General features: G+C 70.1%; 24 protein-coding genes. 17 read left to right on the top strand and 7 right to left on the bottom strand.

Annotation, left to right across the window (positions count from 1 at the left end; genetic code table 11):
• The first annotated feature begins 45 nt into the window (after positions 1-45).
• The 8 genes from rnk to U1T56_RS19815 all read left to right on the top strand — a co-directional run bounded on the left by rnk (position 46) and on the right by U1T56_RS19815 (position 7,409).
• The gene (gene rnk / locus U1T56_RS19850; RefSeq protein WP_418161239.1) at positions 46-459 is read left to right on the top strand and encodes a nucleoside diphosphate kinase regulator; all 414 of its coding nucleotides are present in this window, start codon (positions 46-48) and stop codon (positions 457-459) included.
• Positions 460-541: 82 nt separating this feature from the next.
• Positions 542-880, top strand: a complete 339-nt coding sequence (locus tag U1T56_RS19845; RefSeq protein ID WP_418161238.1) for a winged helix-turn-helix domain-containing protein — start codon at positions 542-544, stop codon at positions 878-880.
• Positions 881-1,187: 307 nt separating this feature from the next.
• On the top strand, positions 1,188-1,982 hold the full coding sequence (gene modA, locus U1T56_RS19840) for a molybdate ABC transporter substrate-binding protein (RefSeq protein ID WP_418161237.1): 795 nt from the start codon (positions 1,188-1,190) through the stop codon (positions 1,980-1,982).
• Between the two features lie 20 nt (positions 1,983-2,002).
• On the top strand, positions 2,003-2,671 hold the full coding sequence (modB, locus tag U1T56_RS19835; protein WP_418161236.1) for a molybdate ABC transporter permease subunit: 669 nt from the start codon (positions 2,003-2,005) through the stop codon (positions 2,669-2,671).
• A gap of 10 nt (positions 2,672-2,681) precedes the next feature.
• A complete protein-coding gene (locus tag U1T56_RS19830; protein WP_418161235.1) occupies positions 2,682-3,791 on the top strand; it encodes an ABC transporter ATP-binding protein in 1,110 nt (369 codons plus the stop codon).
• Positions 3,778-5,373, top strand: a complete 1,596-nt coding sequence (locus U1T56_RS19825; protein WP_418161234.1) for an OpgD/OpgG family glucan biosynthesis protein — start codon at positions 3,778-3,780, stop codon at positions 5,371-5,373. The genes U1T56_RS19830 and U1T56_RS19825 overlap by 14 nt, the downstream gene beginning before the upstream one ends.
• A 37-nt stretch (positions 5,374-5,410) precedes the next feature.
• Positions 5,411-5,632 carry a hypothetical protein gene (locus U1T56_RS19820; RefSeq protein WP_418161233.1) on the top strand — a complete coding sequence of 74 codons (222 nt, stop codon included), beginning with the start codon at positions 5,411-5,413 and terminating at the stop codon, positions 5,630-5,632.
• A gap of 469 nt (positions 5,633-6,101) precedes the next feature.
• Positions 6,102-7,409, top strand: a complete 1,308-nt coding sequence (locus U1T56_RS19815; RefSeq protein ID WP_418161232.1) for an adenylosuccinate synthase — start codon at positions 6,102-6,104, stop codon at positions 7,407-7,409.
• A gap of 3 nt (positions 7,410-7,412) precedes the next feature.
• On the opposite strand, the gene U1T56_RS19810 is transcribed toward U1T56_RS19815, so the two are convergent.
• Entirely contained in the window at positions 7,413-9,059 is a 1,647-nt protein-coding gene (locus tag U1T56_RS19810; RefSeq protein ID WP_418161231.1) for an MFS transporter, read from the bottom strand.
• Between the two features lie 201 nt (positions 9,060-9,260).
• On the opposite strand from U1T56_RS19810, the gene U1T56_RS19805 reads away from it, so the two are divergent.
• The 5 genes from U1T56_RS19805 to U1T56_RS19785 all read left to right on the top strand — a co-directional run bounded on the left by U1T56_RS19805 (position 9,261) and on the right by U1T56_RS19785 (position 13,593).
• On the top strand, positions 9,261-10,193 hold the full coding sequence (locus tag U1T56_RS19805) for a PhnA-like protein (RefSeq protein ID WP_418161230.1): 933 nt from the start codon (positions 9,261-9,263) through the stop codon (positions 10,191-10,193).
• 186 nt (positions 10,194-10,379) lie between these two features.
• Positions 10,380-12,131, top strand: a complete 1,752-nt coding sequence (locus U1T56_RS19800; RefSeq protein ID WP_418161229.1) for a pyrroloquinoline quinone-dependent dehydrogenase — start codon at positions 10,380-10,382, stop codon at positions 12,129-12,131.
• Between the two features lie 4 nt (positions 12,132-12,135).
• Complete coding sequence (locus U1T56_RS19795; protein ID WP_418161228.1) at positions 12,136-12,474, top strand: c-type cytochrome; 339 nt, start codon at positions 12,136-12,138, stop codon at positions 12,472-12,474.
• Positions 12,471-12,917 (top strand): thermonuclease family protein, encoded by a 447-nt coding sequence (locus U1T56_RS19790; protein WP_418161227.1) that lies wholly within the window; start codon positions 12,471-12,473, stop codon positions 12,915-12,917. Before U1T56_RS19795 ends, U1T56_RS19790 begins: the two co-directional genes overlap by 4 nt.
• A gap of 112 nt (positions 12,918-13,029) precedes the next feature.
• Positions 13,030-13,593, top strand: a complete 564-nt coding sequence (locus tag U1T56_RS19785; protein ID WP_418161226.1) for a cytochrome C — start codon at positions 13,030-13,032, stop codon at positions 13,591-13,593.
• 48 nt (positions 13,594-13,641) lie between these two features.
• Here U1T56_RS19785 and U1T56_RS19780 read toward each other — a convergent pair whose 3' ends face one another.
• The 4 genes from U1T56_RS19780 to U1T56_RS19765 all read right to left on the bottom strand — a co-directional run bounded on the left by U1T56_RS19780 (position 13,642) and on the right by U1T56_RS19765 (position 19,319).
• A complete protein-coding gene (locus U1T56_RS19780) occupies positions 13,642-14,268 on the bottom strand; it encodes a DUF4142 domain-containing protein (RefSeq protein WP_418161225.1) in 627 nt (208 codons plus the stop codon).
• A 105-nt stretch (positions 14,269-14,373) separates the two neighbouring features.
• The gene (locus U1T56_RS19775) at positions 14,374-15,807 is read right to left on the bottom strand and encodes a cytochrome P450 (protein ID WP_418161224.1); all 1,434 of its coding nucleotides are present in this window, start codon (positions 15,805-15,807) and stop codon (positions 14,374-14,376) included.
• A 91-nt stretch (positions 15,808-15,898) separates the two neighbouring features.
• Positions 15,899-16,243, bottom strand: coding sequence for a hypothetical protein (locus U1T56_RS19770; protein ID WP_418161223.1), 345 nt, complete (start codon positions 16,241-16,243; stop codon positions 15,899-15,901).
• 52 nt (positions 16,244-16,295) lie between these two features.
• Complete coding sequence (locus tag U1T56_RS19765) at positions 16,296-19,319, bottom strand: PAS domain-containing protein (RefSeq protein WP_418161222.1); 3,024 nt, start codon at positions 19,317-19,319, stop codon at positions 16,296-16,298.
• A gap of 411 nt (positions 19,320-19,730) precedes the next feature.
• Between U1T56_RS19765 and U1T56_RS19760 the strand changes: the two genes are divergently transcribed.
• From U1T56_RS19760 to ypfJ, 3 genes are all read left to right on the top strand, one after another.
• Positions 19,731-20,735 (top strand): lipase family protein, encoded by a 1,005-nt coding sequence (locus U1T56_RS19760; protein WP_418161268.1) that lies wholly within the window; start codon positions 19,731-19,733, stop codon positions 20,733-20,735.
• Positions 20,736-20,792: 57 nt separating this feature from the next.
• Positions 20,793-22,397: an FGGY-family carbohydrate kinase gene (locus U1T56_RS19755; RefSeq protein WP_418161221.1), complete on the top strand. Its 1,605-nt coding sequence runs from the start codon at positions 20,793-20,795 to the stop codon at positions 22,395-22,397.
• 98 nt (positions 22,398-22,495) lie between these two features.
• On the top strand, positions 22,496-23,365 hold the full coding sequence (gene ypfJ / locus U1T56_RS19750; RefSeq protein WP_418161220.1) for a KPN_02809 family neutral zinc metallopeptidase: 870 nt from the start codon (positions 22,496-22,498) through the stop codon (positions 23,363-23,365).
• 10 nt (positions 23,366-23,375) lie between these two features.
• Here ypfJ and U1T56_RS19745 read toward each other — a convergent pair whose 3' ends face one another.
• Together U1T56_RS19745 and U1T56_RS19740 are read right to left on the bottom strand one after the other, a co-directional pair.
• Positions 23,376-23,978 (bottom strand): hypothetical protein, encoded by a 603-nt coding sequence (locus tag U1T56_RS19745; protein ID WP_418161219.1) that lies wholly within the window; start codon positions 23,976-23,978, stop codon positions 23,376-23,378.
• A 4-nt stretch (positions 23,979-23,982) separates the two neighbouring features.
• Positions 23,983-24,636 (bottom strand): cyclic nucleotide-binding domain-containing protein, encoded by a 654-nt coding sequence (locus U1T56_RS19740; protein WP_418161218.1) that lies wholly within the window; start codon positions 24,634-24,636, stop codon positions 23,983-23,985.
• Between the two features lie 233 nt (positions 24,637-24,869).
• Between U1T56_RS19740 and U1T56_RS19735 the strand changes: the two genes are divergently transcribed.
• On the top strand, positions 24,870-25,424 hold the full coding sequence (locus tag U1T56_RS19735) for a hypothetical protein (RefSeq protein ID WP_418161217.1): 555 nt from the start codon (positions 24,870-24,872) through the stop codon (positions 25,422-25,424).
• Positions 25,425-25,535 lie beyond the last annotated feature (111 nt).

The following is a 25,535-nucleotide window of genomic DNA, read 5'->3' as shown; positions in this document are numbered from 1 at the left end:
GCCGAAGGTCGGACGAGCGCGCGCGGCAGAAGGAGGACCTCAACCATGAGAAGAAAGATCGAGACGATCAGCGCAACGAAACATCCCCCTATCACCATCACGCGATCGGACTATCTTCGTCTGCTCGACCTGGCCTGGGCAGCGCGGGCACGGTCGCCGGAGGTAGGCGAGTTCCTGCTCGAGGAGATCGATCGCGCCCAGATCGTCGAGCCACAGGCGATCCCGCGCTCGGTGGTGACCATGGGCGCCATGGTCGACTTCCGCGACGACCACACCGGCCAGGAGCGCCGGGTCACGTTGGTCTATCCGGGGGAGCAGGACATCGAGCTCGGCCGGATCTCCGTGCTGACCCCGATCGGAGCCGCCCTCATCGGCCTCGCGGAAGGTCAGTCGATCGCCTTCCGCACGCCCGCGGGCGAGGAGAGGAGCCTGACCGTGCTGCGGGTGACCCAGCCCTGAGGCTCCGGCGTCGGGTCCGCCAGCGCCGGTTTGCGGTGCTGGCCGCGGCCCGCCTATAGTCCCGTGCATGCCAGCCCGCGTCGTGATCCGCCTCGACCTCTCCGCCCAGGCCCGCATCGGACCCGGCAAGATAGCCCTCCTCGAGCAGATCGGGACCACGGGCTCGATCTCGGCCGCCGGACGCGTGCTCGGCATGTCGTACCGGCGTGCCTGGCTTCTGGTCGAGGAGCTGAACCGGATGTTCAAGGAGCCCGTGGTCAGCGCGCATCCGGGCGGTATCGGCGGCGGCGGGGCGACGCTCACCGGCTTCGGACGGCGCGTGATCGAGGGCTATCGCCGGATCGAGGCCGCAGCGCAGGCGAGCGCTGCCGGCGAGCTGGCCGAGCTCGCGGCGGCGCTCGCGGCGCCACGCGAGAGCTGAGGCGTCCCGAGGTGAATGGGACACGGCATCCCTGTCGACGGCCCGTCTTGAATACAAGCATTTCCTAGGACAATATTCCAAATCACTCCAAGGGTGACCGCGCTGCGGAAGCCTGCGATCGCGCGAAGCGGAATTGCACGAACGAATTCGAAAAACCTTGCAACTGCAATGGCCAACATTTTTCGCGTCGGTGCGGTTCCCAGCTGGCGCTTGGCGGGCGGAGAACGTCGCTGTATACGCTCGGGCATAGCGAACGACCGCCCCATGCCCCGACCGCCGATCGGGATCGGGTGCGAGAGGAGAGAGCATGGATCGACGGCTGTCGCGACGCCGGCTGGCCTTCGCCACTGCGGCCGTCGCTTTCCTGTCCGCCTTCCCGCTCTATGCCGGCGAGCCACCTCTGGTGGCGGCCGCGGCCGACCTGCAGCCGGCGCTGGAGGCGATCGCGGCCGCGTTCACGGCCGAGACCGGCGAGACGGTACGCCTCGTGTTCGGCTCCTCCGGCAACTTCGCCCGCCAGATCCGACAGGGGGCCCCGTTCGCGCTGTTCCTCTCGGCCGACGAGCAGTACGTGCTGGAGCTGGCGCGCGACGGCCTCGCCCGCGACGAGGGCGCGCTCTATGCGGTCGGGCGGATAGCGCTCCTGGTGCCGGCGGGCTCGCCGCTCCAGCCGGACGGCACCCTCGCCGATCTCCGGGCAGCGCTCGCGGATGGCAGACTGAAGCGGCTCGCCATCGCCAACCCGGAGCACGCACCCTACGGCCGGCGCGCCGAGGAAGCGCTGCGCCATGCGGGCTTGTGGGAAGCGGTCCGGAACCGGCTGGTCTACGGCGAGAACGTGGCGCAGGCGGCGCAGTTCGCGAGCACCGGTGCGGCGCAGGCCGGCATCGTCGCCTACTCCCTCGCTCTCTCGCCCAAGCTGACGCCCGGCACCGCGCACGCGCTGATCCCGGCCGACTGGCACCAGCCCCTGAACCAGCGCATGGCGCTCTTGAAGAGTGCCGGGCCCGTGGCCGAGCGCTTCTACGATTTCCTGAGGGCCCCTGCGGCGCGGGCGATCTTTCGTCGTTCCGGCTTCGTGCTGCCGGACGAGCAGGCCTGAGCGGCAAGCGGCAAAGAGGCATGGACTGGACGGCGCTCTGGCTCTCTTTGCGGCTGGGTGCCGTCACCGTCTTGCTCCTGCTGCCCTTGGGCATCTGGGCGGGGCGCGTTCTGGCCTACCGGCGCTTTCTCGGCCGCACCCTGGTCGAGGCCGCGGTGGCCCTGCCGCTGGTGCTGCCCCCTACGGTGCTGGGCTACTATCTTCTGGTCGGCTTCGGTGTCGACGCACCTTTGGGACGGCTCTGGCAGAGCCTCGCCGGCCGGCAGCTCGCCTTCAGTTTCGAGGGTCTGGTCCTCGCTTCGGTAATCGTGAACCTGCCGTTCGCAATCCAGCCGATCCAGCGCGCGTTCGAGGCGATTCCGCGAGCGGTGCGCGAGGCCGCCGCCTGCTGCGGCATGCCGCCCTTCGCGGTGCTGCGGCGGATCGAGCTGCCGCTCGCCTGGCCCGGCATCCTCACCGCCATGATCTTGAGCTTCGCTCACACGCTGGGTGAGTTCGGGGTCGTGTTGATGGTGGGCGGCAGCATCCCGGGCGAGACCCGGACGGTCGCGATCGCGATCTACGACCGGGTGCAGGCCCTGGACGAGGCGGGGGCGGGCCGGATGGCCCTGCTCCTCGTCCTGATCTCGCTCGCGACGATCGCCCTCTCCTTCGTCCTGTCGCGCCGGATGGGCCGGCGTCTCGACTGAGGGCCCGACCATGAGCCTCGAGGTCGAGCTCGCGCAAGGCGCACCGATCCCGCTCGCCGCGACGCTCGCCTGCGGGCCGGGCGAGCTGCTGGCGCTGGTGGGCCCGTCCGGAAGCGGCAAGACGACGATCTTACGCGCGATCGCGGGCCTGATCGGCGTCGCGCGCGGCCGGGTCACCTGCAACGGCGCGGTCTGGCTCGATACGGCCATCGGCATCCGGCTGCCGCCGCACCGCCGGCGCGTGGGCTTCGTGTTCCAGAGCTACGCGCTCTTCCCGCATCTGAGCGCTCTCGACAATGTCGCGGCAGCACTGCGGCACCTGCCGCGGGGCGAGCGCAGGATACGGGCCGCCTCCCTCCTGGAGCGGGTGCATCTGGGCGGCCTGGAGGCGCGCCTGCCGGGCGAGCTCTCCGGCGGACAGCAGCAGCGCGTGGCGGTGGCACGCGCCTTGGCGCGCGAGCCTGCCGTCCTGCTGCTGGACGAGCCGTTCTCGGCCGTGGACAAGATCACGCGCGAGAAGCTCTACCGCGAGCTGGTCGAGCTTCGGGCGAGCCTCGCCATCCCGACGGTCCTGGTCACGCACGATCTCGACGAGGCCGCCCTTCTGGCCGATCGGCTGACCGTGCTGCACCGGGGCCGCACGCTCCAGACCGGAGCGCCGCTCGAGGTGATGCAGCGGCCGGCGAGCGTGGAGGTGGCACGGCTCACCGGCGCCCGCAACCTGCTCACCGGTACGGTGGCCGGCCACGAGCCGGATGCCGGCCGGACTTGGCTGCGCTGGGGCGGGCTCACGCTCGAGGCCCGGCTGCAGCCGGCGTTCCCACCGGGAGCATCGGTCGCCTGGACGGTGGCTCCTGGCGACATCATCCTGCACCGACGCGACCGCCCCTCGCGCGGCGAGCGCGAGAACCCGGTCAAGGGTACGATCGGCGACGGCATCGTGCTGGGCGAGAGCCTGCACACCTGGCTCGTTCCCGATACAGCACCGGGCAGCCGCCTCGCCCTGGTCCTGCCGATTCACACCGCGCGGCGAAACGGGATTGCCCCAGGCGTGAGCGCCACGGTATCGCTCCTCGCCGCCGCCATTCACCTCATGCCGGTAGACGATGCAACGACGTGACCTGCTCCGTAGCGCCGCCACCCTGCCCGCCTGGGGTGCTCTGGGCGAGATCCTGCTCCGGGCGCCCGCACTCCTCGCGCAGCCGGCGCTGGGGCCGGCTCAGCCTTTCGACTGGGAGTGGCTGCAGAATCATGCGCGCGGGCTCGCGACCCAGCCTTACGCGCTCCCCGGCGATCAGCGGCCGCCGCAGGTCCAGGCCCTCACCTGGGACCAGTACGAGGCGATCCGCTTCCGCCCCGAGCACGCGCTCTGGGCCGACACCAACCTGCCGTTCAGGATCCAGTTCTTCCATCTCGGCTCCTACTATCGGGTGGCGGTCAAGATCTTCGAGGTGGATGGCGGCCAGGCGCGCCCGGTCGAGTACGACCCGAGCCTGTTCGACTACGGCCCCACCAGGTTCGACCCACCCTTGCCGAAGGATCTCGGCTTCGCCGGCTGGCGGCTGCATTTTCACACCAACTTCCCGCAGGACGTGGCGGTCTTTCTGGGCGCCTCCTATTTCCGCGCCACCGATGCGGGTGATCAGTACGGCCTCTCGGCGCGCGGCCTCGCGATCGACACCGCCCTCGGCCGGCCCGAGGAGTTCCCGATCTTCACCCGCTTCTGGCTGCAGCGCCCGCGTCCGACCGATACGACGCTCACGGTCTATGCGCTCCTCGAGAGCGAGAGCATCACAGGGGCCTACCGCTTCGGCATCGAGCCCGGCGGGGTCACGATCATGGACGTCTCGGCCCACCTCTACCCGAGAAAGCCCATCGAGCGTCTCGGGATAGCACCCATGACCAGCATGTTCTGGTTCGGCGAGAACGAGCGGCGCAACGCCGACGAGTGGCGCGAGGAGATCCACGACTCGGACGGACTCTCCATGTGGCGCGGCAACGGCGAGTGGGTCTGGCGGCCACTGACCAACCCGCCGCGGCTCCAGGTCTCGACCTTCCTCGACGAGAACCCGCGCGGCTTCGGCCTGCTCCAGCGCGACCGCGAGTTCACCCACTACCAGGACGAGGCCTTCCGCTACGAAAGGCGCCCCTCGCTCTGGGTCGAGCCCTTGGGCGACTGGGGCAAGGGTGCGGTGATGCTGGTCGAGATCCCGACCGAGGACGAGACCTTCGACAACATCGTGGCGTTCTGGCATCCCGACGCCCCGGTCGAGCCCGGCCGGCCGATCGACCTCTCCTACCGTCTGCACTGGACGCAGGTGGCGCCGGTGCAGTCGGCGCTGGCCCGCTGCGTCAACACGCGGATCGGCCGCGGCGGCGTCATCGGCCAGCCCAACCCCAAGAATCTGCGGAAGTTCGTGGTCGACTTCGCCGGCGGTGACCTGCCGCTGATCCCCAAGGACGCGCCGGTCGAGCCCGTGATCACGCTCTCGCGCGGCAAGGTCGAGCCTCTGACCTCCTTGGGCGGCCTGTTCCGCGTCTCGCCGCTCCTACGCCCCCTCCCCCAGATCGGCGGCTGGCGTGTCACCTTCGACATCTCCTGGGAGGGTGCGGAACCCATCGACATGCGCCTCTTCCTCCGCCTCGGCCCGACGACGCTGACCGAGACGTGGCTTTACTTGTGGACACCGCCACACGCGTGAGCTTCCCTGGGGAAGCACCTATGGCCGAAGCAGGGCGATGCTGGAATGGCTGCTCTTCAACGTCGCCCTGCCCCTCCTCTCCATCCCGCTGATCCGCTTCGTCTCCTGGCCGATCAACAAGAACCGGAGCTCCGTCGCGATCCTCCGCGACGAGCGGCTCTGCTTCCGTGCGACGACGCTCACGGCGGCGGCTGCAGCCTCGTGTTCGCCTTTTCCGCCCTCGCCTAGGAGTGGCCGTTGTCATGGCGGGCAGCGATGATAGGATCCATCGACGCAAGTTCGCTGGGGCGTCGGTCATCATCGCCCTGAGCACCACGCTCGTGGTCTTCGGGCTGCGCTGGGGGCCGGGGCTTCTGACATGATCAGGTGGTCGCGGTACGTGGTGGCCGCGCGGCTCCGGGGCAGCTCCGGAGGCGCGCTCGCGGCCGCCACCGTGGCGGGCTCGGCGCTCGTCGCCGGCGGTCGAGACCCTTGTCGGCTTGTTCGCCCTGGGTACCTTGGTCGGGACCGCCGCTGGCGCTGCCTGGGCGCATCTGCACGAGCGGCGGCACGGCCCGAACGTCGGGCAGGCCCGGCCGAGCGAGCGGCGCCCGTAGGGGGCGACCCTGCCATCCTGCCACAGCGCGCTGGTCTTGCGGCGCCGTGCGGTGTAGGACCACCGGCGCCGTGCTGCGCGGGGGCTCTCGCGCGGGCGGATTGGCTTGTCCCGATCGGGGAGCACCCGTCTCATGAGCAACGTCGCCGTCGTCGGCGCCCAGTGGGGTGACGAGGGCAAAGGCAAGATCGTCGACTGGCTGAGCGAGCGGGCGGACGTCGTGGTCCGCTTCCAGGGCGGCCACAATGCCGGCCATACGCTCGTCATCGACGGCAAGACCTACAAACTCTCGCTCCTGCCCTCGGGCGTGGTGCGCCCAGGCAAGCTGTCGATCATCGGCAACGGTGTGGTGGTCGACCCCTGGGCGCTCCTGGCCGAGATCGAGACCCTGCGCGGCCAGGGGGTCACGATCGGCACGGACACGCTCCGGATCGCCGAGAACGCGCCCCTTATCCTGCCGCTCCACGGCGAGCTCGACCGTGCGCGCGAGCAGGCGCGCGAGAAGAGCAACCAGGGGACCGGCAAGATCGGCACGACCGGCCGTGGCATCGGCCCGGCCTACGAGGACAAGGTGGCGCGCCGCGCCATCCGTGTGTGCGACCTCGCCGATCCCGACACGCTCGAAGCCAAAGTTCACGAGCTCCTTCTGCACCACAATGCGCTGCGCCGCGGCTTCGGCATCGCGGAGGTCGACGGCGAGGCGCTCCTGGCCCAGCTCAAAGCCCTCGCCCCGAAGCTCCTGCCTTTCGCCGAGCCCGTCTGGCTGCGGCTCGCCGAGCTCAGGCGGGCCGGACGGCGCATCTTGTTCGAGGGTGCCCAGGGCACCATGCTCGACGTCGACCACGGTACCTATCCCTTCGTCACCTCCTCGAACACCATCGCGGGTGCTGCGGCCCTGGGCTCGGGCATGGGGCCGGACAGCGTCGGCTTCGTCTTGGGCATCTGCAAGGCCTACACGACCCGGGTGGGCTCGGGCCCGTTCCCGACCGAGCTTCTGGACGAGGTCGGCCGCGGCATCGGCGAGCGCGGCCGCGAGTTCGGCACCGTGACCGGCCGGCCGCGCCGCTGCGGCTGGTTCGACGCCGTGCTCGTGCGTCAGGCGGTGAAGCTCGGCGGCATCAAGGGGCTGGCGCTGACCAAGCTCGACGTGCTCGACGGCATGGAGACCTTGAAGATCTGCACCGCCTACACGCTGGGCGGACAGCTCCTGCACCATCTTCCGGCCGGCATGGGCGCCCAGGCGGCGGCGAAGCCCGTCTACGAGGAGATGGAGGGCTGGCAGGAGAGCACGCGAGGAGCGCGCAGTTTCGCCGAGCTCCCGGCCAATGCCGTGAAGTACGTGAAACGCCTCGAGGAGCTGGTCGAGTGCCCGGTGGCGCTGCTCTCGACCAGCCCCGACCGCGAGGACACGATCCTGGTGCGCGATCCGTTCGTGGACTGAGCCCTACCCGCCCCCGGCCCGCCGCGCCGCGACGGCGCCCTGCTCGGCGGCGTCGAGAAGATAGCGGCTGTCGTGGCGGCGGGCGACCATGTAGCGGCGGAGCGGTGCCTCCTTGCCGCGATGATAGGCTACGGCCCTGGCCTCGAGCGCGACGTCGGCCCGGGTCATGCGGCGACGCAGGCGCTGGTGCTCGACCCAGTCGGCCAGGACGAACGCCTCGATCCAGTGCGTGTCGTCGGCCACGTCCTGGAACAGGCGCCAGCGCAGCGCGCCGTTGCGGCGGCGCAGATGGCCGACCTCGTCCATGGCGGCGACGAAGGCCGGGGCATCGGCAAGGTCCACGGTGTACTCGATCTGCACCATGACCGGGCCGGCTTCGACGGCATCGGGCAGGGCCGGCAGCGGCTCGTGGTGCGTGGCGGGGTGCAGGTCGGGCGCTTCCCCTGCCGGAGCCGGCAGCCACCAGTGGAAGGCGAGGCCCAGAAAGAGCAGAGCGCCCGCGGCGAGGTGTGCCGTCTCGAGGCTCGTGAGACCCGCGACCTCGCCCCAGATCCAGGCCCCGAGCGCCATCGCCCCGAACACGATCGTCTGGTAGAGCGCGAGCACGCGCGCCTGGACCCAGAACGCCGTGCTCATCTGGACCGCGATGTTGAAGGTCGAGAACGAGCCGAGCCAGGACGTGCCGGCAAGGGCCAGGGCCGCGAGCACGAGCGGGAAACGCGAGGGTGCGAGGCCGAGTGCCAGGAAGGCGAGCCCGCCCATGGCGCCGAGGCTCGTGATCACGAACTCGGCCCCGCGCCGCTGGCGCAAGGGGTGGACGAGGAAGGCGCCGAGCAGCGCGCCGATGCCGAAGGCCCCGAGCAGCACACCATAGACGATCGGTCCGCCGCCCAGCCGGTCACGGGCGATCAGCGGCAGAAGCGCCAAGACCGCCGAGGCCGCGAAGCCGAACACCGCCCCCCGGATCAGGATGGCGCCGATCGCCGGCGTCTCGCCGACATAGCGGAGCCCCGTGACGACGGCGCTCCCCAGCCGCTCGCGCGGCAGATCGTCGGGCGGCAGCTCGCGGCGCCAGAACAGGAGAACGGCGACGAGCGCCAAGGCACCCACCGCGTTGACGATAAAGGCAGCCTCGGTGCCGTAAGCCGCGACCACGGCGCCTCCGACCGCCGGTCCCAGGGCGCGCGCCAGATTGAAACCGATGGCGTTCAGCGTCACGGCGGCGGCGAGCTGCTCCTTCGGCACGATCTCGCGCACCACCGCCTGCCAGGCTGGGCCGTTCAGCGCTGCACCGGCGCCGATCAGGAAGGTGAACAGGAGGAGGATCGTGGGCGTGGCGAGGCCGAGCCCGCTCATGAGGGCGAGCCCCGCCGAGACCATGCTGACCCAGAGCTGCGCCACGAGCAGGACCAACCGCCGGTCCCACAAATCGGCGAGCGCTCCGGCCAGGAGCGCGAACAGAAGGATGGGCGCCTGGGTCGCGGTCTGAACGAGGGCCACCATCTCCGGCGTACCGGCGAGCGTGGTCATCAGCCAGCCCGCGCCCACGCCCTGCACGAGCCAACCGGTCGAGCCGATCAGGTTGGCGGTCCAGATCGATCGGAACAGGGGCAGCCGCAACGGCGAGAGAATGCCTCCGCCGGCGACCATGCCTGGCCTCGGGATCGTGCTCATGGCAGCGACCTACGCTACGTGTCCGGGAGGAGCAAGCGCAGGGCGCGCGGATCACACATCACCGGCATCGGCGCATCGTCGTACCGCAGTGCGGGAACTCGCGCTCCCGCATCGGGTTATGCCGGCAATCGCGGACAACCGGCTGCCCGGTGCGGCAGCCCGATCGGAGCTATGGACATGGCCAGCGCTGCGCCCCCGAACTATGGTCGCGCCGACCGCTACGCGACCGAAAGCTATCACGTCACCGCCCCGGTCGTCGTCCGGCGTATCTCCTGGGGCTCGATCTTCGCCGGCATCGCCGTCGTCCTCGTCGTCGAGCTCGTCCTGATGCTGCTCGGGCTCGCCATCGGCGCCGCCACCATCAACCCGGCCGCGGGCGACACGCCGCAGGCCTCCACGCTCGGCATCAGCGGCGGCGTGTGGTGGCTGGCCTCGACCGTGATCGCGGTGTTCATCGGCGGCTGGATCGCCGGGCGACTCGCCGGCATGCCGACACGCACCGACGGCATGCTGCACGGCATCGTCACCTGGGCCGCCGCGACCCTGATCGGCTTCTACCTGCTCACGACCACGATCGGCAGCCTCGTCGGCGGCGCCTTCGGGGCGCTCGGCACCACCGTGCAGGCGCTGGGTCAGGGCACGCAGACCCTCGCCCAAGGGGCGATGCAGGTCCTGCCGGACCAGATCCGCAACGCGGCCAACGATCTCTTCAGCCAAGCGCCCGGCGCTGCCAATCAGGTGCAGCAGCAGGCCGAGCAGGCGCGGCAGGCGGCCGGCGGCGGCAGCATGATGGATGCGCTCCAGCGCGTGATCCGCGGCGTGCAGCCGGGTGCCTCACCGCAGGACCGGGATGCCGCGATCAACGTGATCGCCCAGCAGGCGGGCGTGCCGCGCGACGAGGCGGAGCGGCGCCTGAGCCAGTTCCAGCAGACCTACCAGCAATACAGCCAGCAGGCCGCGGAGCAGGCGCGCCAGGCGGCGGACAAGGCTGCGCGCACGATTGCGCAGGTCTCGTTCTGGTCGGTGATCGCTCTCGTGATCGGCGCCGTGGTCGCCGCCATCGGCGGCAGCCTCGGCACGCCGCGCGACCTGCGCGAGCCCGTCTACTGACCTTCCCCTCGACATCCCCTCGGATCTCTTGCCGCCGGCGTGGGTCGCCCCGCCGGCGGCATCGCGTTCGATGGCCGGATCCCGTTTCTGGCTGTTGCGGTCCGAAGCCTAGGAAGTGAAAATGGGCATCTCCGGATTCGCTCGAGATCAAAGGGAAGCCGGTAAGGCGACAAAAGGGAGGTTGGCATGCAAGGAGGTATCTTGCGGCGGGCGGCGTTTGCGCTCGCCAGCACGCTGCTCCTCGTGAGCGGCGCAAAAGCTGGGCCGGTGACCGGCGATGACCTGCTCCGGGCGCAGGAGAATGCCGGTGAGTGGCTGATGTACGGCCGCAATTACCTGAACCAGCGCTTCAGCCCGCTCTCGCAGATAACGCCCGAGAACGTGGTGCAGCTCAAGCCGGTCTTCGCCTACTCGACCGGCGGCAAGTTCGCCGGCCTCGAGGCGACGCCGCTGTTCCACGACGGCACACTCTACTTCACGGGCGATTATTCCCGGGTGTTCGCGCTCGATGCCCGGACCGGCACGGTGAAGTGGTACTGGGAGCCCAAGTACGAGGACGGGCTCGAATCGGTCTTGTGCTGCGGCCCCAGCAATCGCGGCCTCGCGATCCTCGGCGACAAGGTGTTCGTGGGCACGCTCGACGCGCGCCTCGTGGCGCTCGACGTCAAGGACGGCACGGTCGCCTGGGAGCAGAAGCTCGAGGAGTGGAAGAACGGCTACTCCTCGACCGGAGCGCCGCTGGTCGTGGGCGATCTCGTCATCACCGGCATCGCCGGTGCGGAGTACGGCGTGCGCGGCTTCGTCCAGGCCTTCAAGGCCGAGACCGGCGAGCCGGTCTGGAAGACGTTCGTGATCCCGGGCCCGGGCGAGCCCGGCAACGAGAGCTGGCCCGGCGAGACCTGGAAGACGGGTGGTGCCTCCACCTGGCAGACCGGCGCCTACGACCCCGAGACCAAGACCCTCTTCTGGGGTACCGGCAATCCCGGCCCCTGGAACTCCGACCTACGCAAGGGCGACAACAAGTGGAGCTGCTCGCTGGTCGCCATGGACGTGGCCACTGGCAAGATCAAATGGGCGTTCCAGTACACGCCGAACGACGCCTGGGACTATGACGGCAACAACGCGCCGGCTCTCCTCGACGTCACGATAGACGGCAAGCCGCGCAAGGTGGCGGTGCAGAGCAACCGCAACGGCTTCCTCTACGTGATCGACCGGGAGACCGGCGCCTTCATCTACGCCACGCCTACGATCCCGGGCATCAACTGGACCAAGGGTCTCGATCCCGTGACCGGCCGACCGCAGGTCGACGAGGCGATGCGGCCCAGGAGCGGCGGACCCAAGATCGAGCCCATCGTCCCGGGCCTCGAGGGCGGCACCAACTGGTTCCCGATCGCGGCCGACCCCGAGAAGGGAATCGTCTATCTCAACACCAACGACTGGGCGATGTCGCTCAAGGCCTGGAAGCCCGAGGACGTGGTCTACCATGCGGGCAACGTCTACATGGGTGTGGACTACCAGATGTACCGCCACAAGGAGCAGACCGGCTTCCTGAAGGCGTTCGACGTCGCGAACAGGAAGTGGCTGTGGGAGCTGCCGAGCCCCTTGCCCATGTTCGCAGGTGTCCTCGCGACCAGGAGCGGGCTCGTGTTCACGGGCGACCAGCTCGGCTTCTTCAAGGCGATCGACGCCAGAACCGGCAAGGAGCTCTGGAAGTTCCAGACCGGCTCCGGCATCAACGCCTCGCCCATCACCTACGAGCTCGACGGTGTCCAGTACGTCGCGATCCTCTCGGGCCTGGGCGGCGACCCCGGCTTCTACTTCTCCGGCCCCAAGGGCGGGATGCTCTGGGTGTTCGCCATCAACGGCAAGGTCGCGGACACGACCTCCTTCAACCCGAGGATCATCGAGACGGCGCTTCCGGTCTATGGCAAGCAGTAACCGCTTGGCGAGCACCGGCGCGAAGGCCGGCGTCCTGCTCACGGCCATCCTCGCCGCCGCCACCGCGGCGGCGACGGAGGCCCTCACCAATCCCGTGCTCGGCGATCCGTCCGCCATCGCCGAGGGACGGAAGATCTACCGGCAACGCTGCTACATCTGCCATCTGAGCCACGGCGGGCGGGGACCCAACCTGTTCGCGACCCAGCTCAGCGACGAGGCGTTCCTGATGACGGTGATCAACGGGCGCAAGGGTGCGATCATGCCGGCCTTCGGCCTGCAGATGTCGCCGGACGAGGTCTGGCAGGTGCACGCCTACGTCAAATCGACGGATCACTACGAATGAGGGCGCTGGCCGTGGGTCTGCTGCTTTCGGCTCTCGCCGCCGCCAGCGCCGCCGCCGAAGACCCCGTCAAGGGTCAGGGCAAGGCGCGCGGTCCCGACACGATCGCGGTGGCGGGGACGCGCATCCGCCTCGCGGCGATCGAACCGCCTGCCGAGGGCATGGTCTGCGTCGGCAGCGGCGGCGCCGTCCCCTGCACCGAGGCGGCGGCCGCCGCCCTGGACGCACTCCTCGCCCGCGGCGAGGTCGCCTGCAGCAAGGAGCACCGGCTCGGGCACGGCTATTTCCTCGGCCGCTGCACGCTCGGCGACGGCACCGATCTGGCCTTGGCCCTCCTCGGGCAGGGATTGGCGCAGCCGGCCGGAACGGAAGCGCCGGACGCCTATCGCACCGCCGGCGCCGAGGCCAGGGACGCCCGGCGCGGCCTGTGGGCCGCCGGCTCCTGACCTCCTGTCCGTGGGCCGGCCGAGCCGGCTCACGGACACGTGATATTTCCTCCCGCCGCGGCTCGTGAAATCATCATCCATTCCCTTTGGGGAAACACGGGGAGGATGGCTCATGATCGGTCGTCGGTCGCGTCGGTTCGCGGCGTGCGCTCTTTCCATCGTGGCAGCGATCACCGTGCTCGGCCCCGCCGGGGCCCGGGCCGAGGACGGGCTGCCCGGCTCGGATGCGGCGCGCATCGCCCAGGGCTTCAGGATAGCTCCCGTCCGGCTCCGTCTCCGGGGGCTCGATGCCGTGCTCGTCGGTCTCGGCAGCTACATCGTCAACGCGCAGGGCGGCTGCAACGACTGCCATACCAATCCGCCCTACGCTCCCGGGCACAACCCGTTCCAGGGCCAGCCGAAGCAATTCAACGCCGCGCGCCATCTCGCCGGCGGCACCTCGTTCGGGCCGAATCTGGTCTCGCCGAACCTCACGCCAGACGGCCGGGGACTACCGGCCGGGCTCACGCTTCAGCAGTTCATCCGCGTGATACGCACCGGGCACGACCCGGACAACCCCAACCGCCTGCTGCAGGTCATGCCCTGGCCGGTGTACCAAGGTATGACAGACCGCGATCTCCGGGCGATCTACGAGTATCTGCGCGCCATTCCTTCACGCCCCGGAAACCGCTCCTGAGCGGAGCGCCGGCTTCGGACGTGCCGCCCGAGGCCGGCGCCCGCGGCGCTACTCGGCCTGGCTCACCCGCGGCGTCTCCAGGGCCTGGTTGATCGACCGGGCCATGGAAAGGTGCTCGCGCAGCTGCGGCAGGATCCGGGCCGCGAGCTGCGAGACCTGATCGTTCGGATCGGCCGAGGCCTGCTGCGAGAACAGGTCGACGTCCTTCTCGTGGTCCTGGACCATGCTCTGCATGTACTCGCGATCGAACGACCGTCCCCGCAGCGCCGCAAGCTGGTCGTGGAGGCTCTGGTGCGTCGCATCCATCGCGGTCGGCACCGTCAGGTCGCGCGCCTGCGCCATCGCCTCGAGCTGCGCGTTGGCGTTGCTGTGATCGTCGACCATCCTTTGCCCGAAGTTGCGCACCTCGCGGCTGCTGGCGCGCTCGCGGGCGAGCCGGCCGAGTTCGACCTCGGCGATGCCGGACTGGATGGCCGTGGTCAGGAACTTGGCATCGCTGCCCATCAGGCCAACCGACTGCGCCATGGTGGCGCCGGACCTGGCCATGCTGCTCATGGCGCCCGAGGCTTGGCCCATCATGCCCGAGCCGGACGACTGGTCGGAGCCGGAGCTGCAGGCGGCGAGCCCGCCCGAAAGGATCAAGGCCAGCGCGGCGGCCATCGCTTGCTTGCGCATCTCGGTATCCCTTCTCCTGCCCGGGGCGCACGGCCCTCGATGGTTCCATCGCGGAACAAAAGACGAGCCGGCATCGGGAGTTCCGTGGATGCGCGCGACGATTGCTCAGCTTCGCGGCAGCAGCCGGAAGATCGGGGCCCGGTCGGGCACCGTGGTCACGACCGCGACCGGCGTCACGCGCCTGGGACCCACGAGCTCGAGCCGGAAGGAGGCGAGCAGCCGGGCCAAGACGAGAGTCGCCTCGATCAGCGCGAACTGGGCGCCGATGCACACGCGCGGGCCGACGCCGAAAGGCAGGTAGGCGTAGCGGTCGACCGGCGGGGCGCCGGGGAGGAAGCGGGTGGGATCGAACCGCTCGGGATGGCCCCACCGCTTCCGGTGGCGATGCAGGATCCAGGGCGCCACGACGACGAGGCTGCCCTTCGGGATCGCGTGGCCCAGGATCTCGTCGCGGTCGAGCGCCAGGCGCACGATCGAGAAGGCGGGCGGATAGAGCCGCAGGGCTTCCTGGATCACGGCCCGGGCGAGCGGCAGCCGCTCCTTGGCCGAGGCCGCGGCTTCGGGCGAAAGATCGACACTCCTTGCCTCCTCCGCCACCAGCTCCTGCACCTCGGGTGCCAAGCCCATGAGATAGCAGGCCCAGAACAGGGCGAGTGCCGTCGTCTCATGGCCGGCGACGATGAGAGTGGCGATCTGGTCGTGCAGTTCTTCGGGGTCGAATCCCTTGCCGGTCTCCGGATCGCGCGCGGCCACGAGGACATCGAACAGGTCGCGCGGCTGGTCCGCGGGCGGGCTTCGACGACGCTCGGCGATCATCCGGTCGAGTGCCCGATGGAAATCGCGCGCCAGCCAGTGGCGCGCGACGTCGACGGGACTCGGCGCCGATGCCGGCAGGAGGAAGTCGAGGAAGGACGGCCGTGCGACCCGGGCACTGTACCGCCCCATCGCCGCCCGGATCGCGGCCCCGTGCTCGTGCATGGCTTGGGAGAAGAAGCTGCGGCCCGCGACCTCGAGCGTGAGGCGCCGCATGACGCCCAAGAGGTCGACGGCGCTGGTGCCGTGCGCCGCCAGCTCGGCCACGGTCTCTTCCGCGACGCTCGCCATGTGGCGCGTGGCGACGTCGAGGCTGCGCGGAGCGAAGGCCGGTGCGGTGGTCCGCCGCTGCAGCTTCCAGGCCGCTCCTTCGGCAAGGAGCAGGCCGTCGCCGAAGATGGGATGCAGGATGCGGATCGTAGCGGGCGTGCGGCCGTAATGGGCGTGGTTGTCGACCAGCACCCGGCGGATGGCGTCGGGGTGATTCAGAAGGAAGCTCTCGTTACCGAGGAACGGGCGGGAGAGGATCTCGAGCTCGTAGGCCGGCTCGCCCCAGGTCGAGATCACGTTGCGGCGGAGTTGCAGGACGAGCCGCCAGAGCGGCAGCACCTCGGTCGCGGGCTTGGGTGCGGGCGGCACCACGGGCTCTCTCGCGAGCGCCGCGGCGAGACCGGTCCAGGGTGGCGTGGCCGCCTCCAGCGGCGCCGTGGCGATGGCTGCGCTCATCCTCCCTCTCCCTTCCGGCACGCGGCGCCGCCACGGGCGGCACCGGCGATCGTCGATGATCTCGCCGGCGCCGCCCCGATTTCAAGGCCGGTCAGTGATCGGCACGGTAGAGGATCTGGTCGGCGATGCCGGTATCGTAGGCGAGCCCGGCCACGGTCAGGGCAGGCAGGCCGCGCGGTCCCGGCTTGACGAGGCCCTTGCGCTCGAGGGCGCCGTAGACCGAGGGGTTGAAGAGGCCGGTCGCGTCACGGCTCCTGACCACGGCAGAGCCGACGTGGAAGTGATCGCCGTGGGCATGGGGCAGATGGCGCAGCGCCACTGCCCCCTCCTCGTCGGGCGGGCTCGCGATCTCCGGCATCTTGGCCAGCTCCTGGAGGATGGCGAGCGTCTTGGCCTGGAGCGGGTTCAGCTTCAGAGGATTGGGGCGTGCGGTCATCGGCGCCTTCGGGTCCTGCGTGGATGATGAGAGGCGCCGAGCCTATAAGGGATCACGAGCCTGCAAAAGGCCCGCCGCCACGCGCGGCCGGCTCCGATCTGGCGGCCCTGACGAGCGCGGCGGCGAGCACGTTCTGCCGCACCGGCTTCTTCAGGAGCGCGACCACCGATCTGGTCATGGTGTCGGGCATCTCGGCGAAGCCGGTGGCGAGGATGACCGGCAGCCCGGGCCACTCCGCCTCGATCGCCACGGCGAGCTGCAGGCCGGTCATGCCGGGCATGGCCTGATCCGTCAGGACCACGTCCACGGTCCGGCCACTGCGGAGGATGTCGAGAGCTTCCTGCGCCGAGCCCGCCTCGATCGCGGTATGGCCGAGATCCGCCACCAGCTCGGTCGTTCCCATCAGGATGAGCTGGTCGTCGTCGACCACGAGGACCGACAGCGCCCGCGGCTCCGGGCCAGCCTCCGCCTCGATCGGAGGAGCGGAAGGCTCGGCTCTCGGCTGCGGCGGCGCCACGGGCAGCAGGATCTCGGCCGTCGTCCCCCGGCCGGGCTCGCTCGCGAGGGTGAACCGGCCACCCGACTGCGCCGCGAGCCCGTCGACCATGGACAGGCCCAGCCCCGTTCCCTTGCCGACCCCTTTGGTGGTGAAGAACGGCTCCATGGCCCGCTCGAGCGTCTCCCTGTCCATGCCAATGCCGGTATCGGTCAGGCGCAGGCGGACGTAGGAGCCGGGAGGGAGCGAGGAGTCTTCGCCGATCCGCTGCGCGTCGACCTCGATGATCAGCACGCCGCCGTCCGGCATCGCGTCCCGCGCGTTCACGGCGAGGTTGAGGATCGCGAGCTCCAGCTGGTTCGCATCGACCAGGGCCTTGGGCAGATCGGGCGCGAACCGGGTCTCGATCCGGATCATCTGCGGACCCAGAGACCGCCGCAGAAGCTCGGTCATGCCGGTGACCAGATCGGGCACGGCGACCGGCTCGGGCTTGAGGTCCTGCTTGCGCGCGAAGGCGAGCATGCGTCGGGTCAGCGTCACGCCCCGCTCGGCACCCTTTATCGCGTTGTCGATCAGCCGCATCGTTCGCAGGTCGTCCGCCGGCAGCCGCTTCTTCAGCAGATCCAGACTGCTGAGCACCGCCATGAGGAGATTGTTGAAGTCGTGCGCGATGCCGCCCGTGAGCCGGCCCAGGCTCTCCATCTTCTGGAGCTGCATCATCTGCTTCGCCGCATGCTGGACGCGCTGCTCGAGATCGACGTTGAGGCGGGTCAGGGCCGCTGTGGCTTCGTGCCGCTCGGTTACGTCGTAGCTGACGCCGATCATGCGCACGGGCTCGCCGCCCGCGTCGCGAAGCACGTCGCCGCGGGCGGCGAGCCAGCCGATCGTCCGATCGGGCCGGACGATGCGGAACTCGATGTCGAAGGGCTGCTCGTTCCGCAAAGCGGCCTGGGCCCGATCCTGGATCAGCCCTCGGTCGTCCGGATGGACCGTCTGCAGGAAGGTGCCGTAGGACGGCCCGAGCCTGTCCGGGGGCAGGCTGCTCTTCCGCTCCGACCATGTCGTCGCCTCGCCGGTGGCGATGTTCCATTCCCAGGTCGTGACGCCGCCTGCCTTCTGTGCGAGCTGCAGCCATTCCTCGCTTGCCCGCACGCGCTGCTCGGCCGCCTTGCGCGTGCTGACGTCGCGCTGGGTGCCGACCACCCGCAGCGGCCGACCTTCGCCGTCACGGGCGATGACCTTGCCGCGATCGAGGATCCACAGCCAGTGTCCGTCCTTGGTGCGGATGCGATGCTCGGCCTCGTAATGATCGGTGCGGCCATCGAGGTGATCCCGAAGCGCGCGCATCATCTCGGCCCTGTCGTCGGGATGGACGAGCTGCTCCCAGGCGTGCACGCTCGGCTCGATCTCACCGGGCGCATAGCCCAGCATCGTCTGCCAGCGAGCCGAGCGCCGGACCTCCCCGGTGACCACGTTCCAGTCCCACAAGCCCTCGTCGGTGCCTTCGAGCAACGACGCCAGACGCTCCTTCGCCTCCTCGAGCTGCGTCTCGCCTGCCTTGCGCTCGGTCACGTCGACCATGGACATGGCGACCCCGACGACGTGGCCGTCGGCATCCTTCATCGGCCAGAAGGAGGCGATGTAATCGCGCGGGACGCCGCCGGTCGCAGGCGTAGCGATACGGATATCGCGGTCAAGCACGGGCTCGCCGGTCTCGAGCACCTGCCGGTGGATCGGTTCGATCTTGTCGGCCACCTCGGGCGCGATCTCACGGATCGTGCGGCCGATGTGGGCGGCGACCGGTCGGCCGTCGATCGCCGCCAGCCAGTCGTTGACGGCGCGAAAACGCAGCCCCCGATCATGGTAGGCGAGGCCGACGGGCGCGGAGGCGTAGATGGCGCCGATCTCGGCCTCGCGTGCCGATAGCGGGATTCCGGTCCGCCGGCTCCGATAGGCGAACAGCAGAACGGCGGCAGCGCCCGACAGGAGGACGATCACCATCGTGATGGCCCGTATCGCCGCCTGGCGCTGAGCGGCAGCGAACTCGGCCACACGTTCGGTCGCGAGTCGCCGCTCCTCGGCGGTGAACGCCCCGACGGCCTCGCGCAGCTCGTCCATGCTCCTTTTGTCCTCGCCCGAGCGCACGACGGCGCGGGCACCCGCCTCGTCGCCGCCGCGACGCAGGGCGATGGCGCGCGCGAGCTCGGCAAGCCTGTGGTCGACAAGCCCGCGGATGGCGGGCAGGCGCGCGGCCTGCGCCGGATCGTCGGCAGCGAGGTGCTCGAGCCCCTGCAGTTGCGGACGTACACGGGCGGTCGCCCGATCGTAGGAGGCGAGATGGACGGGATCGCCGGTCAGCAGATAGCCGCGCTGTCCGATCTCGGCATCCTGCACGGTCGACAGCAGCCCGTCGGCCGCCCCGATCGCCTCGTAGCCGCGCTGGACGAGCCGCGCCGATGCGCCCGCGCCGCGCGCCACACCGGCCAGATCGTGGATGACCCCGGCCAGCAGCACGAGCGCCGAGCCCAGGACGAGCACGCAGGCGGCCCAGCGGCGGCCACTCGGGAAAACACGTCTCATCCAGTCTGCCCTGCAGGGAGCATGCCATTCCGTCGGCTGGCGAGCCATCGACGGGGCAGCTCGCGTTGTCCCGCATGTCCTTATTCGTACATTCCGGTCGCCGGACGCCCGATGAGGGCCTGTCAACCTTTTCCTTATTTCCTGGTCGTTTTTTTTGGCGATCAAAAATCGATTATATTATCTTACCATCGCATCCGGTTCACCTCTATAGCTAGTTCGTCGCAGCCCGGGGGCGTGTTTCCGGAATGGGCGGTTGCACCTGCCGGCATGATCGTCGCCGGCGCTCGGCCGACTGTCGCAGTGGGACGAAAGGCCTCTTGCCTCCCTCGCCGGCGCTGCCGACATTACGCTCGCGACGAGGCGGGCCGTCGCGAACGGCCCGTCGGCAGACGAGGTGAGCCATCCTTGGACGTGACCCTGGCCCGCCGGCTCGTGGCGCTAGCGCGCCGCGCCTATGCCTACACGCAGACCGAGGCAACCCCGCCGGCCTGGCAACCCGACCGGATCGACGCCTTCACGACACCCGGCTTCATGGGCTTCGCCGCCTCCGACGACAGAGCGGCCTATCTCGTCTTTCGTGGCACGAAGCTCCATCTCGATTCCCACGAGAGTTTCCTCGCCACGCTCCAGGCCTGGCTCACGAACCTCGACTACGCCCAGATCGAGGACGACGGCTGCCTCGTCCATCGCGGCTATGCGCGCGAGCTGGACGAGGTCGCCGACCGGCTCGCGGAGATGGCACAGGATCATGCGCTGGGCGGCAAGCCGATCTATCTCACGGGCCACAGCGCCGGCGGGGCGCTGGCGACGCTGGCGGCACGCCGGCTGCATGCGGCGGGGGTCCCGGTGCGCGCGGCCGTGGTGTTCTCGGCCCCGCGCGTGGGCGACAGAAACTTCGCCAAGACCTATCCCGTGCCGCTCGTGCGGATCGAGCATCGGCACGATCTGATCCCGCACCTGCCCTTCCCGCCTTCGCTCGCCCGGATCGTGGGCCACGGCCTCGTCGATCGGGTGATCGGCGCTCTCGACTGGCTGGCGCCGGCCCTGGAGCGCTACCGGCTCGCCCGGACGGAATATGTCCACGCCGGCGAGCTGTTCTACGACGACGGGTCCGAAGCGCTCTACCGGGTGCCGCCGGGGCAGTACTGGAGCCGGTTCGGGCCGATCCTGCGCCAGGAGCTCGAGGCCGATCTCCTGCGGCGCGGCGAGGGGCCCACGGCCGAAGCGTACCGCGCCGCCATCTGCCCGCGCTGGGCCACGCCGGTGCCGGCACGGCTCATGGACGGTGTCAGGCTCTCGACGACGCTCGCCCACATCGCGCGTCAGGCCAGGGCGCGGCGGCTCGACTTCCTGTTCGACCATCACATCGACGGAGCGCTCGCCTTCATCGACCGGATCGAGCGCATCACGCGCTGAGGCCGAAGGAGCGCGGTCGACACGCACGCGGCAGGGCTCTTTCCGGTGCAGGCCGGTATGGCTATCGTCGGCCCGCGGCGACAATCCAGGGAGAGCGTCGATGGGCCGAACCGCACCGGCAACGGGCAGGGCGTGACCGTCATGGCGACCGACCGCCCGCTCCTCTGCGGCATCGATGCCGGTACCAGCCAGATCCGGGCCATTCTGTTCGCGACCGATGGCCGGGTAGTGGCGCATGCGGCCGAACCCACGCCCATGCGCGAGCTCGGACCCGGTCGCGCCGAGCTCGATCCCGAGGCCTTGTGGCGGATCACGGTCTCGCTCCTGCGCCGGGTGGCGGCCGAGGCGCCGGATGCGGCGGCGATCCGCAGCATCGCGGTCGCGAGTGTGGGCGAGGCGGGCGTGCTCCTGGATGCAGACGGACGGCCGCTGGCCCCGGTCATGGCCTGGTACGACACGCGTGCCACCGCTGAACTCGAGCAGCTCCTGGCGACGATCGGCTTCGAGCAGCTCCACCGGATCACCGGACTCTGCCCGGATCCCACCTTCAGCCTCCTGAAGCTGCTCTGGCTGAAGCGGCACGAGCCCGAGCTGTTCGCGCGGGCACGCCGCTGGCTCAACGTTGCCGACTATCTCGCCTGGCGGCTCAGTGGCGAGCAGGCGACCGATCCCAGCCTCGCCTCGCGCACGTTGCTGCTCGATCTCGAGCGCCGCACCTGGGCGGCATCGCTCCTGGAAGCGACCGGGCTTCCTGCCTCGCTCCTGGCGCCGATCCTGCCGGGCGGCAGCCCCCTCGGCAGGATCCGGCCCGAGCTCGCCGGCGCCACCAGCCTGCCCGACGACTGCGTCGTCGGAGTCGGCGGCCACGATCATGTCTGCGGCATGCTGGCCGCGGGCGCCGACCGGCCCGGCATCCTCTTCGACAGCATGGGCACGGCGGAGGCGCTTACCTGCATCCGCGAGGCGCCGCTCGCCGATCCGGCGCTCGGCTGGGACGGCTTCAACCAGGGTGCGATCGAGCTCGACCGCCCGTTCTATTACGTCTTCGGCGGGCTGCCGACCGCGGCCGCCGCCGTGGAATGGTTCCGGAGCGTGCATGGCGGCCTCGACCACGCCACCCTGATCGCCGAGGCCGAAGCGGCCCCCGGGGACAGCGACGGCGTCCTGTTCCTGCCCCATCTCCGGCTCGGCTCGCCGCCGTTCCCGGACCCGGTCGGGCGCGGCGCCTTCGTGGGCCTTTCCGCCTCGACCACCCGCGGTGCCCTGTTCCGGGCCGTGCTCGAAGGCATCGCCCTCGACGGGGCCAACATCCTCGGCACCATGCTGCGCCATCTCGGCGCACGCATGCCGGAGCGCATCCTGTGCGTCGGCGGCAGCACCAGGAACCAGCTCCTGATGCGCCTCAAGGCCACGGCCTACGGGGTTCCGCTCGCCGTTCTCGATCTGCCCGATGCCACCTGCCTCGGTGCGGCGCTCCTGGGCGGGATTGCCGCCGGCATCCACGCCGATCTCGCCGAGGCCCGCAGCCGGCTCGAGATCCCGGTCCGGCTGGTTCATCCGGACTCCAACGGGGACGAGGGCACGAGGCTCGGGCGGCAGGCGATCTACGCCACGGCTTACGCCACCCTCAGGCCGTTGCACGCCCGCCTGCTCGACCGCTGAGCCGCGCGAAGGAACGTTCCCGCCACGAGCGCCGTTCGTTCTCGTGCCGGCTCGGGCTCGTGCCCTCGGCCGGCGTGCCGAACCAGGGGACGAGCTCCATGCGCTGGGAAATGGGCCGCGAGAGCGAGAACGTCGAGGATCGCCGCGGCATGGGAGGCGGCTTCGGGCGCGGGGTACAGGTGGGCGGCATCGGCGGGCTCGGCGTCGTCGCGGTGGCGCTGATCGCGATGTTCCTCGGTGTCGACCCCAGGCTCGTGCTCGACATGCTTCCGACCGACACCGGCACCCAGCCCGCCGTGGTCGAGGGCGGACGGCCGCCGGCCGACGACCAGCAGGCCCGGTTCGTCTCGACGGTGCTGGGCGAGACCGAGGACACCTGGCACGAGATCTTCAACGCGATGGGCCGGCAGTACCAGGAGCCGCGGCTCGTCCTGTTCGACGGCCGCGTGCAGTCGGCCTGCGGCATCGCCGGCGCCGCCACCGGGCCGTTCTACTGCCCCGGCGACGAGAGGGTCTATCTCGATCTCTCCTTCTTCGACGAGCTCGAGCGGCGTTTCGAGGCACCCGGCGATTTCGCCCGTGCCTACGTGATCGCGCACGAGGTCGGGCACCACGTCCAGACGCTGCTCGGCATCACCGGCGAGGTGGACCGGCTGCGGCAGCGATCCGACGAGGCGACCAGCAATCGTCTCTCGGTCAGGGTCGAGTTGCAGGCGGACTGCCTCGCCGGGCTATGGGCGCGCCACACCGAGGAGCGGCACGAGATTCTAGAGCCCGGCGACATCGAGGAGGCGATGAACGCGGCAAGCGCCGTCGGCGACGACCGGATCCAGAGGGCCACGCGCGGCTACGTGGTGCCGGACGCCTTCACTCACGGCAGCGCCGCCCAGCGCGTACGCTGGTTCCACCGCGGGTTCGATACCGGGAATCTCGACGCCTGTAATACGTTCGATGCCGGGCACCCGTAACGGCGCCGGCTCAGAGCGAGGGTCCGACGGCGAGCCGCAGCAGCCAGAGCTTCGCCGCCAGATCCTCCTCGATCTTGAGCGCCACGCTCGATTTCAGCCCGGTCGAGCCGTCGCGCCACACGGTCTGACGTTCACCACCGGCGAAGGTGAACTCGTCGCCGCGCCGCCAGTCGTGCGGATACCAGATCGGCTGCGAAAGACAGGCATCGATGTCGGCGGCGAGACTGCGATAACCGTCGAGCAGGAGATCGGGCGAGCCGCCGGCGACCGCCCCTCCGCGGCAGACATAACTGGCACCGGGCCGATAATCGCCCTCGATCCGGCACGAGTCGAGCCCCAGGGGCACCACGGCACCCTCCCAGGTCCGCTCGCCCGCGGGCTCGGCGCGCAGGCCCGCAAAGGCGGCGGGCTCGGCATCGATAATGCGCGCGAGTGCCCGGCAGAACCGATCGCGGCGCTCGGCGGGATCGAGAGCGGGCTCGACCTGGATGCGCGGCAGAGCCGCCTGCGGCGCTGCCGGCGGGGCGCTCCTGCCCGGTGCCCGGCCGCCACCGCATCCGGCGAGCAGGAAAAGGGCCACCAGGACCGCCCAGCAGCACGAGCTCCGCGCCATGAACTCAGAACCCGGCGACCTGCTCGAGTTCGGCGCGCTTCTTGATCTCGACGACGTGTTTGTCGGGAAGCTCGATCAGCTTCTCCTTGCGGAGGAGCGTGAAAGTGCGGCTCACGGTCTCGATCGTGAGCCCCAGGTAATCGGCGATGTCGGACCGGCTCATCGGCAGGGGCAGGGAGCCCTCGTGCTCGATCTTGCTCCGCCGGGCGAGCGAGACGATGAAGCTGGCCACCCGCTCGCGGGCCGTCTTGCGACCGAGCAGCAGCATCTGCTCCTGTGCTGCCGCGAGCTCGGTCGAGGTCCGGCCGAGGATCTCCTTTTCCATGGCCGGGCAGTCCTCGAGCATGTCCAGAAACTGCGGGCGGCGGAAACGGCAGACCGTGGTCGGCACGACCGCCTCGGCGCTGTAGACGTAGCTGCGCCCGAAGGCCAGGCCCAGGAAATCGCCCGGCACCAGGAAGCCCACGATCTGACGGCGGCCGTCGCTCATCAGCTTGTAGAGCTTGAGCATGCCCTCGGTGAGGGTGAACACCTCGTCGGCGACGTCACCCTCCTGAAAGAGCGTCTGGCCGGCATCGATCCGGCGCCCGGTGGCGAGAGCCGTCAGGCGCGGCAGCAGCTCGACGCCCGCAGCGGCGCAGACGGCAATGCTGCGCACGCCGCAATCCTCGCACGCCGGGTGCCCGTTGCTGAACGCCGATGGGTGAGCCTTCGCCACCATCCCTGCCCTTGCCATCAGATTCCCGACTGCGCCATGTTGCCCACCGTTCGGTCGGCCCGCGCCTCTGATCTGCAGCGCCGATCGCCGCATCCGATCTTCCGCTTCACCAATAAAGTGTGATGTTGATCTGGGTCAATGTCGGTGGCAGCGCACCCCCGCATAGGAAAGACATGACCGCGATACTCGCTCAACCGCCGCATGCCACCATCGAGGGATGGCGCTTGCGCCCGCTCGAACGGAGCGAGGCGGCGCTCGCCTATCCTCTTCTTTTGGCTCTGGAATCGCCGCCGGTCCCTCTGCCCGCGTGGCAGGAGCGCGTGCGCGGCTGGCTCGCTGGGCGACGGAGCCGGAAGTCCGACCGCGGCATCATGACGCTCCGCAATCAGGCCGGGGTGATCGCGGGCATGTTCTTCTACGTGCTCGCCACGAACGCAGAGGCGCCCCCCGTGCTGCTGGTGCCGTTCATCCGGGCGATCGAGCCGGTCGGCGGCTGGCGCGGCCTCGGCGCCGTTCTGCAGGCGATCGACGCCCTGGCGCAAAGGCTCGGCTGCAGCGGCATCCTGGTGCAGGCCGAGCCGGACGACAACGGAACCTGGATCCAGATCAGCAGCGGCCTCGAGGCGATCGGCCGCTCTCACGGCTATGTCCGGCGGGGTACGGACTGGTACCGCCCGATCGAGAACGAGGCGGGCATCGTGCGGCTGCCCGGCCGCCTGACGCAGTAGCTCGGGATGCTGCCGGGATCTCACGCCGCCTGCCGGATCCCGAGCTCGCTCCAGACGTCCTGCAGCGCCTCGACCAGGCGCTCCATGAGCGCGTCGTCGTGCAGGGGCGAG

Origin of the sequence: Benzoatithermus flavus, assembly GCF_037908215.1 — a bacterium.
GTDB lineage: Bacteria > Pseudomonadota > Alphaproteobacteria > Geminicoccales > Geminicoccaceae > Benzoatithermus > Benzoatithermus flavus.
Note: the sequence above shows the minus strand (reverse complement) of the source record. Positions and strands in the feature narration are given on the sequence as shown.